This window comes from Rhodococcus sp. NPDC057014 (assembly GCF_042673295.1).
Taxonomy (GTDB): domain Bacteria; phylum Actinomycetota; class Actinomycetes; order Mycobacteriales; family Mycobacteriaceae; genus Rhodococcus_F.
This window is the reverse complement of record NZ_JBHUSF010000221.1, coordinates 1-15216: the sequence shown is the minus strand read 5'-3', so window position 1 is coordinate 15216 and position 15216 is coordinate 1. Positions and strand designations below refer to the sequence as shown.

16 protein-coding genes are annotated in these 15216 nt (G+C 66.7%); 14 read left to right on the top strand and 2 right to left on the bottom strand.

Going from position 1 to position 15216, the window contains the following annotated elements; translation table 11 throughout:
- Positions 1-40: 40 nt before the first annotated feature.
- The 12 genes from ACFTZB_RS31575 to ACFTZB_RS31520 all read left to right on the top strand — a co-directional run bounded on the left by ACFTZB_RS31575 (position 41) and on the right by ACFTZB_RS31520 (position 11800).
- Complete coding sequence (locus ACFTZB_RS31575) at positions 41-1084, top strand: FAD-binding oxidoreductase (RefSeq protein WP_378437553.1); 1044 nt, start codon at positions 41-43, stop codon at positions 1082-1084.
- Between the two features lie 51 nt (positions 1085-1135).
- On the top strand, positions 1136-2242 hold the full coding sequence (locus ACFTZB_RS31570; protein ID WP_072942598.1) for an aromatic/alkene monooxygenase hydroxylase subunit beta: 1107 nt from the start codon (positions 1136-1138) through the stop codon (positions 2240-2242).
- Positions 2239-2580, top strand: coding sequence for a propane 2-monooxygenase effector subunit MimD (gene mimD / locus ACFTZB_RS31565; RefSeq protein WP_179220255.1), 342 nt, complete (start codon positions 2239-2241; stop codon positions 2578-2580). The genes ACFTZB_RS31570 and mimD overlap by 4 nt, the downstream gene beginning before the upstream one ends.
- A gap of 82 nt (positions 2581-2662) precedes the next feature.
- Positions 2663-3715: an amidohydrolase family protein gene (locus tag ACFTZB_RS31560; protein ID WP_378437549.1), complete on the top strand. Its 1053-nt coding sequence runs from the start codon at positions 2663-2665 to the stop codon at positions 3713-3715.
- Positions 3712-4455 (top strand): iron-sulfur cluster assembly protein, encoded by a 744-nt coding sequence (locus tag ACFTZB_RS31555; protein ID WP_378437547.1) that lies wholly within the window; start codon positions 3712-3714, stop codon positions 4453-4455. Before ACFTZB_RS31560 ends, ACFTZB_RS31555 begins: the two co-directional genes overlap by 4 nt.
- The gene (locus ACFTZB_RS31550; RefSeq protein ID WP_378437545.1) at positions 4452-5477 is read left to right on the top strand and encodes an NAD(P)-dependent alcohol dehydrogenase; all 1026 of its coding nucleotides are present in this window, start codon (positions 4452-4454) and stop codon (positions 5475-5477) included. Before ACFTZB_RS31555 ends, ACFTZB_RS31550 begins: the two co-directional genes overlap by 4 nt.
- Positions 5478-5524: 47 nt before the next feature.
- Positions 5525-7174, top strand: coding sequence for a chaperonin GroEL (gene groL / locus ACFTZB_RS31545; protein ID WP_378437543.1), 1650 nt, complete (start codon positions 5525-5527; stop codon positions 7172-7174).
- A 112-nt stretch (positions 7175-7286) separates the two neighbouring features.
- Positions 7287-7622, top strand: a complete 336-nt coding sequence (locus ACFTZB_RS31540) for a putative quinol monooxygenase (RefSeq protein WP_378437541.1) — start codon at positions 7287-7289, stop codon at positions 7620-7622.
- Positions 7619-9004 (top strand): FAD-binding oxidoreductase, encoded by a 1386-nt coding sequence (locus tag ACFTZB_RS31535; RefSeq protein WP_378437539.1) that lies wholly within the window; start codon positions 7619-7621, stop codon positions 9002-9004. The genes ACFTZB_RS31540 and ACFTZB_RS31535 overlap by 4 nt, the downstream gene beginning before the upstream one ends.
- A 282-nt stretch (positions 9005-9286) precedes the next feature.
- The gene (locus tag ACFTZB_RS31530; protein ID WP_378437537.1) at positions 9287-11035 is read left to right on the top strand and encodes a sigma-54-dependent Fis family transcriptional regulator; all 1749 of its coding nucleotides are present in this window, start codon (positions 9287-9289) and stop codon (positions 11033-11035) included.
- A 163-nt stretch (positions 11036-11198) separates the two neighbouring features.
- A complete protein-coding gene (locus tag ACFTZB_RS31525; RefSeq protein ID WP_378437535.1) occupies positions 11199-11441 on the top strand; it encodes a hypothetical protein in 243 nt (80 codons plus the stop codon).
- A complete protein-coding gene (locus ACFTZB_RS31520) occupies positions 11438-11800 on the top strand; it encodes a hypothetical protein (protein ID WP_378437533.1) in 363 nt (120 codons plus the stop codon). Before ACFTZB_RS31525 ends, ACFTZB_RS31520 begins: the two co-directional genes overlap by 4 nt.
- Positions 11801-11810: 10 nt before the next feature.
- Here the strand turns inward: ACFTZB_RS31520 and ACFTZB_RS31515 are convergent, their stop codons facing one another.
- Positions 11811-12722, bottom strand: a complete 912-nt coding sequence (locus ACFTZB_RS31515; RefSeq protein ID WP_378437531.1) for a DMT family transporter — start codon at positions 12720-12722, stop codon at positions 11811-11813.
- A gap of 36 nt (positions 12723-12758) precedes the next feature.
- On the bottom strand, positions 12759-13367 hold the full coding sequence (locus tag ACFTZB_RS31510; RefSeq protein WP_378437529.1) for a TetR/AcrR family transcriptional regulator: 609 nt from the start codon (positions 13365-13367) through the stop codon (positions 12759-12761).
- A 276-nt stretch (positions 13368-13643) separates the two neighbouring features.
- Here ACFTZB_RS31510 and ACFTZB_RS31505 point away from each other — a divergent pair, with 276 nt between their 5' ends.
- On the top strand, positions 13644-14477 hold the full coding sequence (locus tag ACFTZB_RS31505; protein ID WP_072942574.1) for an SDR family NAD(P)-dependent oxidoreductase: 834 nt from the start codon (positions 13644-13646) through the stop codon (positions 14475-14477).
- On the top strand, positions 14474-15216 hold a 743-nt coding region (locus ACFTZB_RS31500), incomplete at its 3' end, for a CoA-binding protein (RefSeq protein WP_378437526.1). The genes ACFTZB_RS31505 and ACFTZB_RS31500, both read left to right, overlap by 4 nt.

The window sequence follows — 15216 nt, the reverse complement described above, 5'->3', positions numbered from 1 at the left end:
CCGCTTCACCATTCACTTCACAAGCCCAGGAGAATCCCCCGTGGCCGACAAGCACCGTATCAACTTCGAGCCCGTCGACATCGAGATGGAAGTCGGCGAAGACGAGTACATCCTCGACGCCGCGTTCCGGCAGGGCATCCACCTGATGCACGGCTGCCGCGAGGGGCGGTGCTCGGCCTGCAAGTCGTTCGTCCTGGACGGCGACATCCAGATGGAGAACTACTCGACATTTGCGTGCAACGAATCCGAGGTCGACGAGGGGATGGTATTGCTCTGCCGCTCAACCGCTTACAGCGACTGCACGATCGAGCTGCTCAACTTCGACGAGGACGAACTCCTCGGCGGTGTCCCCATCCAGGATGTACGCACCCAGGTGACCGGGATCGAGTCGATGACCAAGGACATCGTCTCGCTGCGATTGCAGCCCGTCGAACCCGCCGCCTACGAGTTCAGGCCCGGCCAGTACGCGGACCTGAAGATCCCGGGGACCGAGGAACATCGGTCCTTCTCGATGGCAACGACGCAGTCGACACCCGGCCACATCGAATTCCTCATCAAGAAGTATCCGGGCGGAAAGTTCGCCGGGATGCTCGATGATGTCATCTCGGTCGGCGACGAGATCAGCTTGACCGGTCCCTACGGGTCGTTCACCCTCAAGGAAGGTCATGTCCTGCCGATCGTGTTGATCGGCGGCGGAGCCGGAATGGCTCCCGTCCTCTCGCTCCTGCGGCACATGAGCGAGACGGGCAACACCCGTTCGGTGCACTTCTACTACGGTGCCCGGACGCCCGCCGACCTGTTCTACGTCGACGAGATTCTCCGACTCGGAGAAGGACTCACGGATTTCACGTTCGTGGCGTGCCTGTCGGAATCGATGGTCCCGGAGCCGGCGGGGTCGATCGTCGTCGAAGAAGGCAACGTCACCGACGTCGTGAGCCGCCGCGAACCGGACATCGGCAGGACCGAGGTCTACCTCTGTGGACCACCACCGATGGTCGACGCGGCGCTCGCCCTGCTCGAGGCCACCGGCACCCCGAGCGATCAGATCTTCTACGACAAGTTCACCAGCCCCGCCTTCGAGTAGCCCACCACAGGAAATCACAGCCCTCTTTCACCGACAGAACTGAGAAACGAGATGACCGCAACCTCCGAGCCCAAGCAGCGGAGCTTTCCGAAGATCGAGTTCACCGACTCCGAAGCCGGTGCGCTGGAGTTCCCCAGCTCCCGCAGCCGTACGTTCAATTACTACACGCCGGCCAAGAAGCGGTCGACGATGTACGAGGACGTGACCGTCGACGTCCAACCCGACCCGGACCGCCACCTCTCCCAGGGCTGGATCTACGGATTCGGTAACGGACCGGGCGGATATCCGCAGGACTGGACCGTCGCGAAGTCGTCGAACTGGCATGCCTTCCTCGACCCGAACGAGGAGTGGGACCAGACGATCTTTCGCAACAACTCCAAGGTCGTCCACCAGGTCGAATTGTGCCTCTCCAACGCCAAGCGCGCCCGCGTGTACGACGCCTGGAACACCCCCTGGTTGACGTTCATCTCCCGCAATCTCGGCGCGTGGATGCATGCCGAGAACGGTTTGGCGTTGCATGTCTTCACGTCCATCCAGCGGTCCGGGCCGACCAACATGATCAACACGGCCGTCGCGGTGAACGCCGCCCACAAGATGCGCTTCGCCCAGGACCTGGCGTTGTTCAACCTGGACCTGTCCGAGGCCACCGAGGATTTCGACGGCGACGCGCACAAGGCCGTCTGGCAGTCGGCGCCCGAGTGGCAGCCCACCCGGGAGGTCGTCGAGCGGCTTACCGCCGTTCCGGATTGGTGTGAGCTGCTGTTCGGCTCCAACATCGTCTTCGAACAGCTGGTCGGTTCGCTGTTCCGCACGGAACTGGTCATGCAGATCGCCGCAGGCAACGGCGACTACATCACCCCCACGATCGTCGGCACCGGCGAGCACGACTACGACCGCGACCTCGCGTACACCCGCAACCTGTTCCGGCTGCTCACCCGCGACCCCGAGCACGGTGAGTCGAACAAGGAACTGTTCGGCACGTGGCTGGCCACCTGGGTGCCCCGCTGCCTCGACGCCGCCCGCGCGCTGCAGCCGATCTGGTCGCAGCCCGCCGACAAGGCCGTCACCTTCGCCGACAGCCTCGACGCCGCCACGGCGAAGTTCCGTTCCCTGCTCGAGGAGATCGGGCTCGACATCCCGAAGGAGTTGGACCAGTGACCATGCAATTCGGATCGTCCACCGAGTTCTCCAACATGTGCGGTGTCACGTTGATGAACACCCCGATCGGCCGGGTCGTCGCGGAGGTGATGGGCGCGAAGGACGGTGTGGAGCTGACCGAGTACCCGTCGATGATCCGCGTCGACGGCCAGAAGCTGCTCGACTTCGACTACGACGAACTGACCGACGCCCTGGGGCAGGATTTCGACGGCTCGATCTTCGAGGAGATCAGCTCCACCCACTACGGGCGCATGGTCCACCTCGACGAGAAGACCCTGCTGTTCGCCAGCCCCGAGGATGCCGCCGAGTACATCGGATTCGACCTCACGGAGAACTAGCCCGCAGCTGTCCGGGGCCACCGCGATAGGTGGCCCCCGACAACCCCCATCCCACCCGGAACCAGGACCAAGCGAGGACGCGATGTATCAGAAGGACGGTCAGAAGTATTTCATCGTCGATGGGCACGTGCACATCTGGGACGGCCGCGCGTCGAACCAGAAGAACGTGCACGGCAAGCAGTTCATCGACTGCTTCTACGACTACCACAAGAACCTCAGCCCCGAAGAGGTCGTGTGGGACTACGACACCTACACGTACTACGGCAGCGAACGCTTCGAGCGCGACCTCTTCGTGGACGGATACGTCGACCACGCGATCTTCCAGGCCACCCTGCTCAGCGACTTCTACCACAACGGATTCGGACAGACGGACGAAGCGCTCGCCCTGGTCGCCAAGAATCCCGGCAAGCTCACCTACAACCACGCCTACGACCCGCGCCACGAGGAGGCCGGTCTCGAACAGCTCCGCAGGGACGCGGACCGGATGAACCTGCAGGGCGTCAAGCTCTACACCGCCGAATGGCACGGCGACTCCCGCGGCTACAAACTCGACGACCCGTGGTCGCGGCGCTATCTCGAAGAGTGCATCACGCTGGGAATCAAGAACATTCACGTTCACAAGGGCCCGACGATCCGTCCCCTCGACCGCGACGCGTTCGACGTTTCCGACGTCGACAAGGTCGCCACCGACTACCTGGACCTGCGATTCGTCGTCGAGCACGTGGGTCTGCCGCGGCTCGAGGACTTCTGCTGGATCGCCACCCAGGAGTCGAACGTGTACGGCGGTCTGGCAGTGGCGTTGCCGTTCATCCACACCCGGCCCCGCTATTTCGCCCAGATCATCGGCGAACTGCTCTACTGGATCGGCGAGGACAAGATCCTGTTCGGCAGCGACTACGCGCTGTGGACACCGAAGTGGCTGATCGAGAGGTTCGTCGACTTCCAGATCCCCGAGGACATGCAGAGCGAGTACGCCCCGATCACCGTGGAGCAGAAACAGAAGATCCTCGGCCTCAACGCGGCAGCGCTGTACGACATCGACGTTCCCGCCGACCTGCAACTGGCCGAGCCGGCCGGGCAGGAAGGTGTGGAGGTCGCCGCCGGGGCGCGAGAGCCGGAATCCGTGCCGTCATGACCGCCGCCGTCGTCTGCACCGAACAGGACGTCCTGATGGCCCTGTCGACGGTCACCGACCCGGAACTGGACGAACCCATCACCGATCTCGGGTTCGTCCGGTCGGTCACCCTCGACGACGACGGGGTCACCGTGCACCTGCGGTTGCCCACCGCGTTCTGTTCGCCGAACTTCGCCTACCTCATGGCCTCCGATTCCCTCGACGCCCTGCGCCTGATCGAGGACATCGGTGAGGTGCGGGTGCTGCTCGACGACCATCACGACAGCGACAAGATCAACGCCGGCCTCGCCGCCGACGCCGGATACGTCGGGACGTTCGGTTCCGAGGCGGAGGACAGTCTGCACGAGTTGCGCCGAACGTTCCTGTCCAAGGCGCATGCCGCCGCGATGGAACGCTGCGTGGAGGCGCACCTGAAGACCACCGATCTGGGTGTGAACGAGATCTACCGGCTCACCCTCAGCGATCTCGCTTCGGGAAAGTCCAAGGCCGCGTTGCTGCGCCGCCGGATCGGCATCGGGTTGAGCATCTGCCCGGCCAGTCGGGTGTTCGTCGACGACGACGGCAAGCGGATCCCCCCGGAGTCGGTGCCGATGCGGCTGCGCTTCGCCAAATCGGTGCGCATCTCGATGGAGGGCAACGCCCACTTCTGCCGCGGACTGCTCGCCACCCGCTACGCCGACAGCGAATCCGTCGGCACCACACCGCGAATCATCAACGTCAGAACCAGGAGCCCGCGATGAAGGCCGTGCAAGTGGTGGGATACCACACCAAACTGCAGCTCACCGACATTCCCGAACCCACGGTCGAGGGCCCCCTCGACGTCGTCGTGCGCATCGGCGGCGCCGGCGTGTGCCGCACCGACCTGCACATCCTCGAGGGGCAGTGGGAGGAGAAATCCGGTGTCGCGCTGCCGTACACGATCGGCCACGAGAACGCCGGCTGGGTCCACGCCGTCGGCGATGCCGTCACCAACGTCGCGGTCGGCGACAAGGTGATCCTCCACCCCCTGATCACGTGCGGGCTGTGCCGGGCGTGCCGATTCGGTGACGACGTCCACTGCGAGAACAGCCAGTTCCCGGGCATCGACGTCAACGGCGGCTACGCCGAGTACCTGCGCACCACCGCCCGCAGCGTCGTGAAGATCGACGACACACTCGAACCGGCGGACGTCGCCGCACTCGCCGACGCCGGCCTGACCGCGTACCACGCGGTTGCCAAGGCCGCGAACACGACCCGGCCCGGGGACGTCTGCGTGGTGATCGGGGCCGGCGGCCTCGGCCACATCGGCATCCAGGTCCTCAAAGCCATCTCCGGCGTCACCGTCGTCGTGCTCGACCGCAACCCCGCAGCCGTCGAACTGGCCGTGAAGATCGGCGCCGACCACGGCATCGTCGCCGACGGCACCCACATCCAGCAGGTACTCGACCTCACCGGCGGACACGGCGCCGAGGCTGTCGTCGACTTCGTCGGCGAAGGCGGCGCCACCCGCGAAGGCATCGCGATGCTGCGCCGCGCCGGGAACTATTACGTCGTCGGATACGGCGAGAACATCGACGTCCCGACCATCGATGTGATCTCCACCGAGATCAACTTCATCGGAAACCTCGTCGGCTCCTACAACGACCTCCAGGAGCTCATGACCCTTGCCGCCCAGGGCAAGGTCACGTTGCACACAACCCGGTACCGGCTCGAGGACTTCCAGCAAGCCCTCGACGATCTCGATGCCGGGCGGGTGCGCGGCCGGGCGATTCTCGTCCCGTAACACGCCGCATTCTCCGCACAAGGAAAAGTAGGAAAGGACCATCAGCCATGGCAAAAGAGCTGCGGTACAACACGGACGCCCGAGCCCGACTCGAACACGGCGTCAACGCCCTCGCCGACGCGGTCAAGGTGACCCTCGGCCCCAAGGGGCGCAACGCGGTGCTCGAGAAACTCACCGGGCCGCCGACCATCACCAACGACGGCGTGACCATCGCGCGCGAGATCCAGCTCCGCGAACCGTTCGCGAACATGGGCGCCCAGCTGGTGAAGGAGGTGGCGATGAAGACCAACGGTGTCGTCGGCGACGGCACCACCACCGCAACCGTGCTCGCCCAGGCCATGGTCCGTGAGGGGCTGCGCTCCGTCGAGGCCGGAGCCAACCCCATGCGGGTCCGACGCGGCATCGAACGAGCCGTGTCCGTCGTCGTCGACTCCCTCCGCGAACAGGCCACCCAGATCGGCGGCCAGAGCGATCTGCAACGCATCGCGACGCTCGCCGCCAGCGACGACGACGTGATCGGACACGCCATCTCGAAGGCCGTCGACTACGTCGGCAAGTCCGGAGTCGTCACCACCGAGGAAAGCGACACCCTCGGGTTGTCCGTCGACATCGTCGACGGCATCGAGTTCGACCACGGCTACACCTCGGGATACATGGTCACCGACCCGGAGCGGATGGAAGCGGTCCACGCCGATCCGCTGATCCTGCTGACCAACAAGAAGATCACCCAGGTCCAGGAGATCATGCCGGCCGTCGAGGTCGCCAAGCGCGCCGACCGGCCGCTGGTGGTGCTCGCCGAGGAAGTCGACGGACCGGCCCTGCAACTGCTCGTCGGCGGCAACATGCACAAGACCATGCAGTCGGTGGTCGTCCGGGCGCCCGGTTTCGGGCACCGTCGGGTCGCCGAGCTCGAAGACCTCGCGGTGGCGCTCGGTGGGCACGTGATCGCCAAGGACACCGGGATCGAACTGTCCGAGGTCAGCGTCGAGCATCTCGGTTCGTGTGACCGGATCACGGTGACCGAGAACGAGACCACGATCGTCGGTGGCCACGGCGCCCAGCGCCTCCTCGACGCCCGCATCGCCCAACTGGAGTCCCAGCTCGAGCGCGCCAAGATCGAGGCAGATCAGGAAAGCCTCGAACTGCGCATCGCCCGGCTCACCGGGAGGGTCGCCGTCATCCGCGTCGGCGGCGCGACCAGTGTCGAACTCAAGGAGCGGATGCTGCGCGTCGAGGACGCCCTGGCCGCCACCCGCGCGGCGGTGGAGGCGGGCATCGTCTCCGGCGGTGGCACCGCGCTGGCACAGTCACACCGGGCACTGGCCGACCTCGACCTGTCCGGAGACGAGGCCATCGGGTGCGACGTCGTACGGCGCGCCCTCGCCGAACCGCTGCGCTGGATCGCGATCAACGCCGGATTCGACGGCGACGACGTCGTCGAGGTGGTCGCCGGTCTCCCGCTCGGGCACGGGTTCAACGCGCTCACCGGTGAATACGGAGACATGTTCGACGACGGGGTGATCGACCCGTTCAAGGTCACCCGCGCCGCACTCGAAAGTGCGGCCTCGATCGCGGCACTGCTGATCACCACCGAAACCGCTGTGGTGGAGGAGATCATCGGCAATCCCGGCGCCATCATGGCGCCCGGCTTCGGCGATCTCGCCGAAGGCATGGTCCGCCCGTCGAACATCTACTGACGCAGCCGAGTGGGTCGCCGCCACGACCGCCTGAAGAGGCGGTGACCCGCTCTCCCTGCTCGCGCAAACCCACCCCTCCGGCGTCCGTATGCCCGAAAGAAAGTGAAGCATCGTGATTTTCATCGTGGTGAAGTTCAAGGTCCTCGACACGCATCAGAACGACTGGCTGCTCGTCACGAAGGAGTTCACCGACGCGACCCGATCCGAACCGGGCAATCTCTGGTTCGAGTGGCACCGCAGCGCCGACGACCCCGCCGAATTCGTATTGATCGAGGCTTTCCGGGACGGGCAGGCCGGTTCCGACCACGTCGCCGCCGACCACTTCCGGAAGGGACTGGACGCGATGCGTCCCGCGCTGAGTGAGACACCGCGCATCATCCACACGGAGATACCGGGGGAGGACTGGTCGCGGATGGGAGAGCTGGAAGTCACGCAGGCCAAGGCATGACGGTCGTGACGGGCGGTCCCGTCGCGGATTTGATCGCGGAACTGGGCGATGCCGCGGTAATCGACAGCGACACCATGATCGCCTACACCCGCGATCAGGCGTTACTCTGCCCGTCCGGGCTTCCGCTCGCCGTCGTCCGCGCGCGGACCGTCGACCATGTCGTCGCGACTCTGAAAACAGCGCACCGACATGGTATTCCGGTCGTGACGAGAGGTGCGGGCACCGGGCTGGCCGGAGGGGCCAACGCGGTCGACGGCTGCATTGTGCTGAGTACCGAGACACTCGACCGGATCCTCGCCGTCGACGAACAGTCCCGCACCGCCACGGTCGAGGCGGGAGTGATCAACGGTGACCTCGCGACCGCGGTGGCAGCGCGCGGACTGTGGTACGTCCCCGACCCCGGCAGTCGCGCCGTCTCCACGATCGGCGGGAACCTCGCAACCGACGCCGGCGGCGCCTGCTGTGCAAAATACGGGGTCACCGGCGACCACGTCGCCCGGATCAAGGCGGTCCTCGCCGACGGCCGGATCATCCACACCGGCGCCGTCACCCGCAAGAATGTGGCCGGTTTGAACCTGACTCGGCTACTGGTCGGGTCCGAGGGCACCCTGGCCGTGATCGTCGAGGCGACCGTGCGGCTGCGCCGCACGCCGGTGCACACGGCCACCGTCGTCGCCGCCTTCCCCGATACCGTCCAGGCGGTCGACGCGGTGCTGGCGATTCAGGCGGTGGCCGACCCGAGCCTGGTCGAACTCATGGACCGCACCACCATCGCGGCCGTCAACGACATGACCCGCATGGGTCTCGACGAGACGGCCGGAGCGCTGCTGCTGATCCAGTGCGACGGTGACGCCGCCGAGGCGGAAGCCCAGCGCAGCGCGGACGCCTGCCGCGCCGCCGCGGCCACCGAGTTGTACGTGAGCACCGACGCCGCCGAAGGTGACGCCCTCATGCAGGCGCGCCGTGTGGCGCTGACCGCCCTGGAACGCCGCGGCAGCACCCTGCTCGACGACTTGGCCGTGCCGGTCCCCCGGCTACCGCACATGCTCGACGCCATTACCCGGATTGCCGATCGCCACCGCCTGCTCATCGGTACGTTCGGGCACGCCGCCGACGGGAACCTCCACCCCACGATCGTGTTCGACGCGGCCGACCCCGACGCGGCCGACCCCGACGCCGCCGACCGGGCCCATCGGGCCTTCGACGAGATGGTGACGCGGTGTCTGGCGCTGGGCGGATCGATCACGGGCGAGCACGGCGTCGGCAGCCTCAAACGCCGCTACCTCGAACCCATGATCGGCTCGGTGGAGAGATCCCTGATGTCAGGAATCAAGGCGGCGTTCGACCCGACCGGAATTCTGAACCCGGGCCGCGCGATATGACGACCACGGCCCTGCATCCGCCCCACCCCGCGACGAAAGGCCCCGACCATGACAGCGCACCCCGGACGGCGGCGCGGCCGTCCCCGCACTCAACCCGGCCCTCCTCCGGTTCCGGGCACCCTCACGCCGGCCGACCTCGCGAGCGTCCTCGAAGTACTGACCGGTACCCGGGCGCCGGTCGAACACCCCCCGACGGACCGTCTCATATTGAGACGCGTCTCACATCGAGACGACGTACGCTCAGGTTCATAGACCTGTGGAGAAACGGGGCGTAAACACGGCATGACCACCAAGGACCTGCAGAAGGCGCGGGAGTTGTTTCTCGCCGACAACGATCTCGACAGCTCCGTTCGCCAACCCATCTCGTTCTCCTGGCAACGATCGAAGTCGCTCGAGGTGAGCCCTGATCAACTCGACCTCCCGTTCGTCCGAGAGCCGAATCTGGACTGTCCTCTCGTCGCGGCTGCCGAACCCGTGTTGCGACAACTCGCGGACGGCCTGGTCGACGAACCGGTCAGCGTGATCCTGACGTCGGCTGACGGAGTGATCCTGACCAGGATCACCGCCAGCCGGCAACTCAATCGCACCCTCGACGACGTCCAACTGATACCCGGTTACAGTTACTCGGAAGAGTTCGCCGGCACCAACGGCATCGGCACGACCCTGGAGACGCGCCAGCCCACCCTCGTCACGGGTGCCGAACACTATGCCGGCTGCCTCGGGCAACTGGCCTGCGCGGGTGTCCCGATCACCCATCCGATGTCCGGCACTCTCGTGGGGGCACTCGATCTCACCGGCTGGGTAGAGGACGGGGGCCCGTTGCTGGCCACGCTCGCCAAATCCGCCACGGCTCAGATCGAAGGCCGTCTCCTGGCGCAGGCCAGCGCCGACCAGACCTCGTTGCTCAACGCGTATCTCAAGGCGTGCCGCCGATCGCCGCAGACCGGGGTGCTGGCGCTCGGAGACGATGTCGTCCTCGTCAACCGGCGACTTCGCGTGGCGCTGGACGCCCTGGATCAGGCAGCGCTACTCGAACACGCCGTCGACCTGAGCAGCGTCAACGCCGCCTATCGGCATATCGTCGCCCTGCCCAGCGGTCAGACGGCCAGGTTGTCCTCGATCGAGGACTTCGGGCTCGGAGCCCGCAGGCCGATGGCCTTGTTCTACGTACATCTCCTCGACGTCCCCACGTCATCTGTCGCCTCCGCACTGGCAAGCACCGTGCTTCCCGGCGTCACCGGCACCAGCGCGTCCTGGCGCCGCACCTGCCAGCAGATCGCCCGCTGCGCACGCGAGCAGCAGTGGGTCATCGTGTCGGGTGAGCCCGGAAGTGGGCGCGGAGCCGCTCTCAAAGCTGTTGCCGTCGAGCATATTCCCATTCGAACCCGGATCTTCACGGCAGCCGAACTCGCCGACGACGGCGCCGCGCTGCCGGCCCTCGAACAGGAACTCGACCAGGAACGATTCAGCGTGATCCTGCGCGACATCGACCTGCTCAGCGAGCCACAGCAGCGGGTTGTCGCCGACCTGATCCAAGGGCGCGAACATGCCGGCTGGGTCGGCGCGACCATCGGCGGCACCGATCACAGCACCGATCTCGATGCACTGCTCCTTCCCCACTTCAGCCACACCGTCACGATGCCGGCCCTGCGGCATCGCATCGACGATCTGCACAGTCTGGTACCGCATCTGCTAAGACAACTCGGTCGCGGCGCGGAGCTGTCGCTCTCGCCTGCGGCAATGCGCCAACTCTGCAAGTACAGCTGGCCCGGAAACGTCACCGAACTCCGGCAGGTCCTGCACGAGGTCGTCCAACGTCAGCGCTCCGGTGTCGTCGAAGTCGAGCAGCTGCCCCCGATGTGCCGGGCCCTGAGCCGGCACACCCTCACCCAGATCGAAGCCCTCGAACGCGACGCTATCGTGCGCAGCCTCGAGGAGAACCACGGCAACAAGAAAGCCGCGGCAACAGCTCTCGGCATCTCGCGTGCCACGATCTACCGCAAGATCAAGGAATTCGGCATCGACGTCTGACGCGCCGTTCGTCATCCTCCGTTCGTGTCAGGAAATGAGACAGTCATCGCGCCGCCGACGGCGGAACATGAGGTCAGACAGACAAACCCACGCGGATCTCGACTCGTCGAGGAGCAAACTCCTTCGGGTACGAATCCGCGGCCGGAGTGGACGAGGACGACCCATGAATACGAATCCGTCTGGCGCAGTGACCCACTCGGAATCGCACTGCAAGACCGCTCGCGTGTGGCTGGTCGCCGGGCTGGCGCACACGTCCGAACCCGCCGACCGTCCCGCCGTACGTGACGATCTCATGCGAACCTGGGTTCCGGAGCCGGGCAGCGGCTACTGCACTCCCGACGGCAGGCGTCGCACGACGTGGGCGCAACTGCATTCCCGGTTCGATCTCGTCGAGGTGACCCCGTGACAACTCCCTGCACGATCCGGCAGGCCCCGCGCCTTCGCCACGCGACACTGAGTGATCAACTCGCGCGGGAGGACGCCGCCGAGGACGCGCAGCGCCTATCCCCGGACGACCGCACGACGTGTCCGTTGCACCGGCGGTGGATCCACCAGTGCGTCGCCTCGCCGGTCCACGTCAACGCAATCACCCGGCACCGCTGGTGCCGTCGATGCGCCGTGCCGCTCACGGTGACCGTGGACGAGGTGGCACGGACGGTCGCGATGGTCTGCCCGGCCTGCGGTGACGGTGGCAGCCCCGCCACCGCGCGTCTGGTGGTCGCCTGTCGTGCCAGTTTGGGCTTCGCCCCCGTGAGTACTTGTTAACCGCCCGTAGTTAATAAGTACTCACGGGCGCGGAGCGCATGGCGGGGAGTGCCGCGGAGGCGATGAGGACGACGGCCATCCCCGCCCACTGTGGCGGGGACAGTTGCTCGCCCAGCAGGACCTGTGCGGCGAGCACCCCGACCACCGGTTCGAGCAGTCCGAGGAGGGCGACGGACGTGGATCCGAGGGCGCGCACGGCGATGAAGGAGCAGCCGATCCCGATGGGCATCAGGAGGAGCCCCTGGAACAGGATGGATCCCCATCCGCTGGGTGCGAATGTCCAGGACTGTCCGTCGACGACGGCGATCGTGCCGGTGGCGATTCCGGCGCCGAGTGATGCGAGTGCGCCGGCGGCGACGGGGCTGACCTGGTGTACCCACCGTTCCCCGACCACCAGGTAGAGCGCGTACCCGGCGGCGCTGAGGAGGGCGAGCACGGCCCCGTTCACGGCGACCGCGGAGGTGCCGGCGCCCGCGACGAGTGCGATGCCGCCGGACATCGCGACGGCCAGCACCAGTTGACCGCGGTTGATCCTGTTCCGGGTGACCACCCAGACGAGTGCCATCACGAACAGCGGGTAGATGTGGACGATCACGACCGCGATCTGCGCGCCGGTGACCCGCACCGCCGCGAAGAAACACAGCAACTGGATGCCGAACAGTGGGCCGCAGACACAGCACAGTCCGACGGCGGACTTCCAGGTGACGCCCTTCAGCCTTCCGGTGGACCAGGCCAGAAGGAACAGCAGTGCGGCACCGACGAGGCTGCGGAGGCAGACGAGGACGGCCGGTGACACGCCGCCGGCGTAGCCGATCGCGGCGAACGTGGGGGTGAGTCCGTAGGCGATCGCGGAGGCGGCGCCGCATCCCCAGGCGACCGCACTGCCGCCGCGCGTCCGCCGTTCCGTGGAGCTAGCGACCATCGGCCCGAACGCGCCGGGCGGCCCGCGGAGGCCGGGTCACCATGTGCGCGGCGCGACCAGTTCGTCGTGGACGAACTGCACGAGTACCTCTTTCATCGCGGCGACGGTCATGTTCGGTGCGCCGGTGAGGACCTGGATGGCGGTTCCGTCGGTGAGCGCGGTCAGCCTCTGCGCGATGGTCTCCGGGTCGACGTCGGTGCGGAAGATGTCCTGCCGTTGTCCGCGCCGGACGATCTTGACGACGGTCTCGTGCCAGCGCGCGTAGTACGTGTTGTGGAACGGGCGGAGTTCGGGCCGGAGCGTGGCCTCGGCCCAGAACTGCAACCAGATGGACCACTCGTCGCGCAGCGGTCCGACTCGGGGCAACTGCATGTCGATCAGGCGGAGCAGCCGTTCGTGGGCGTTGTCGATCGCCTTCAGTTCGCGGCTCTGCCGGTCGAAGGCGTTGTCGATGGCGTGGCGGAGGGCGGCGGTCAGGACGTCGCTCTTGCCGGGGAAGTAGTAGTGCACCGCCCCGGTGCTGGTGCCGACGACCTGGGCGATGTCGGAGATGCGGACCGAGTGGTATCCGCGCTCGGCGATCAGTTGAGCCGCAGCATCGAGTATCGCCGTTCGGCGCGCGTCCTCGGTGAGTTGAGCGGTCACTGTCCCTCCTTCGATTGGCCTCTGACTGATCCATCAAATCATACGCCGCAAACTGACGCATCAGTCAGACGATGGCTACCGGTCTCGAAAACGACCCACAGCCGATCGCGAGCGGCATAACGGCAGTTAAATGCCATGAAACAAGCGGGGACCACACCTGACCCTCGGATCAGTTTCGGCAAAAGCCTTGACATTTGTGGGCTGAATCACGGTATAACTGATGCATCAGTCAGACCCCCGTTGGTCGGAACCGTAGCGACGAGAGGCGAACGCTCGATGGAATGTGAGAACCCAGGTGGAGGCGCCGGGCAGGTGCTGCGACCCGACGTCCATCGCGGGCGGGTGGCACTGATCACCGGTGGAGGCACCGGGATAGGGCGCGCGATCGCACTGGATATGGCGCGGTGTGGAGCCGACGTCGTGATCAGCGGCCGCAGGCCCGAGCCCCTCGAGAAGACCGTCGCCGAGATCGAGGCACTGGGCGGACGGGCGCTCGCGGTGCCCGCGGACATTCGCGAAGAAGAGCAGGTGACCGCCCTGGTCGATCGGGCCCTGGAGCGGTTCGGCCGCATCGACATTCTGGTCAACAACGCCGGCGGTCAGTTCGCGGCGCCGGCCGAGGACATCACGAGCAAGGGGTGGCGCGCCGTTCACCGTCTCGCCGTCGACGCCACCTGGGCGGTCACCCGGGAGGTCGCCGTCCGCGCGATGATTCCGCAGCGGTCGGGATGCATTTTCTTCATGGCGTTCTCCCCGCGCCGGGGAATCGCATCGATGGTCCACGCGACGTCGGCCCGCGCGGCCCTGGAAAACCTCGCCTCCGGGCTGTCGCTGGAGTGGAGCCGGTACGGAATCCGGTCGATCTGCATCGCCCCCGGCACCATCGCGACGGAGGGCATGGAGGAGAACTACACGGAAGAGGCCCGCGCGCAGTGGACGTCCGCGGTGCCGCTCGGACGCCTGGGCACGGCCGAGGACGTGTCCGGGGTCGTCACGTTCCTCGCCTCGCCCGCAGGCAGTTACGTCACCGGGACCACGCTGGTGATCGACGGCGGCGCCGACGCGTGGGGCACCGGCCATCCCGCACCGAAGGTCGAGGAGACCCGATGAGCACGATCACCGGCCGCGACCTCACGGCACTGTTCGACCCGCGGTCGGTCGCGGTCCTGGGTGCGAGCAACGACGAGACCAAGTACGGCAACTGGATCAGCGTCCAGGCGCTCCGGATGACGGGCCACCGGTCGGTCCACCTCGTCAACCGGCGCGGCGAGCGCATTCTCGGTCAGCCGTCGCTCCGAAGCCTGTCGGAACTCGACGAACGGGTCGACCTCGTCGTCATCACCGTTCCGGCACAGGGTTTCGAGGAGGCGGTCGACGACGCCCTCGCGGCGGGCGCCACCGCGATCGTCGGTGTCACCGCCGGCTTCGCCGAACTCGGCGCTGCCGGAAAGGCGGTGCAGGATCGGGTGGTGGCGCGGGTGCGGGCGGCCGGAGCGGTCCTGCTCGGGCCGAACTGCCTGGGGGTGCTGGACTCGAGCACCGCGCTGACGCTGGCGTCGAACCCGCTGCCCGCCGGACGGGTCGCGCTGCTCTCGCAGAGCGGCAACATGGCACTCGAACTCAGCCAGTTCCTCGAGGCCCGCGGACACGGGTTCTCCCGGTTCGCCTCGCTGGGGAACCAAGCGGACCTCGGCGCCGCCGACCTCATCCGGTCTTGCGTCGACCACGACGAGACCGAACTCATCGCCGTGTACTGCGAGGACTTCGGCGACGGGCGGGCGTTCGTCGATGCTGCCGCGCAGGCGTCGCGGGCCGGGAAGCCGGTGCTGCTGCTGACGGTGGGCGGCAG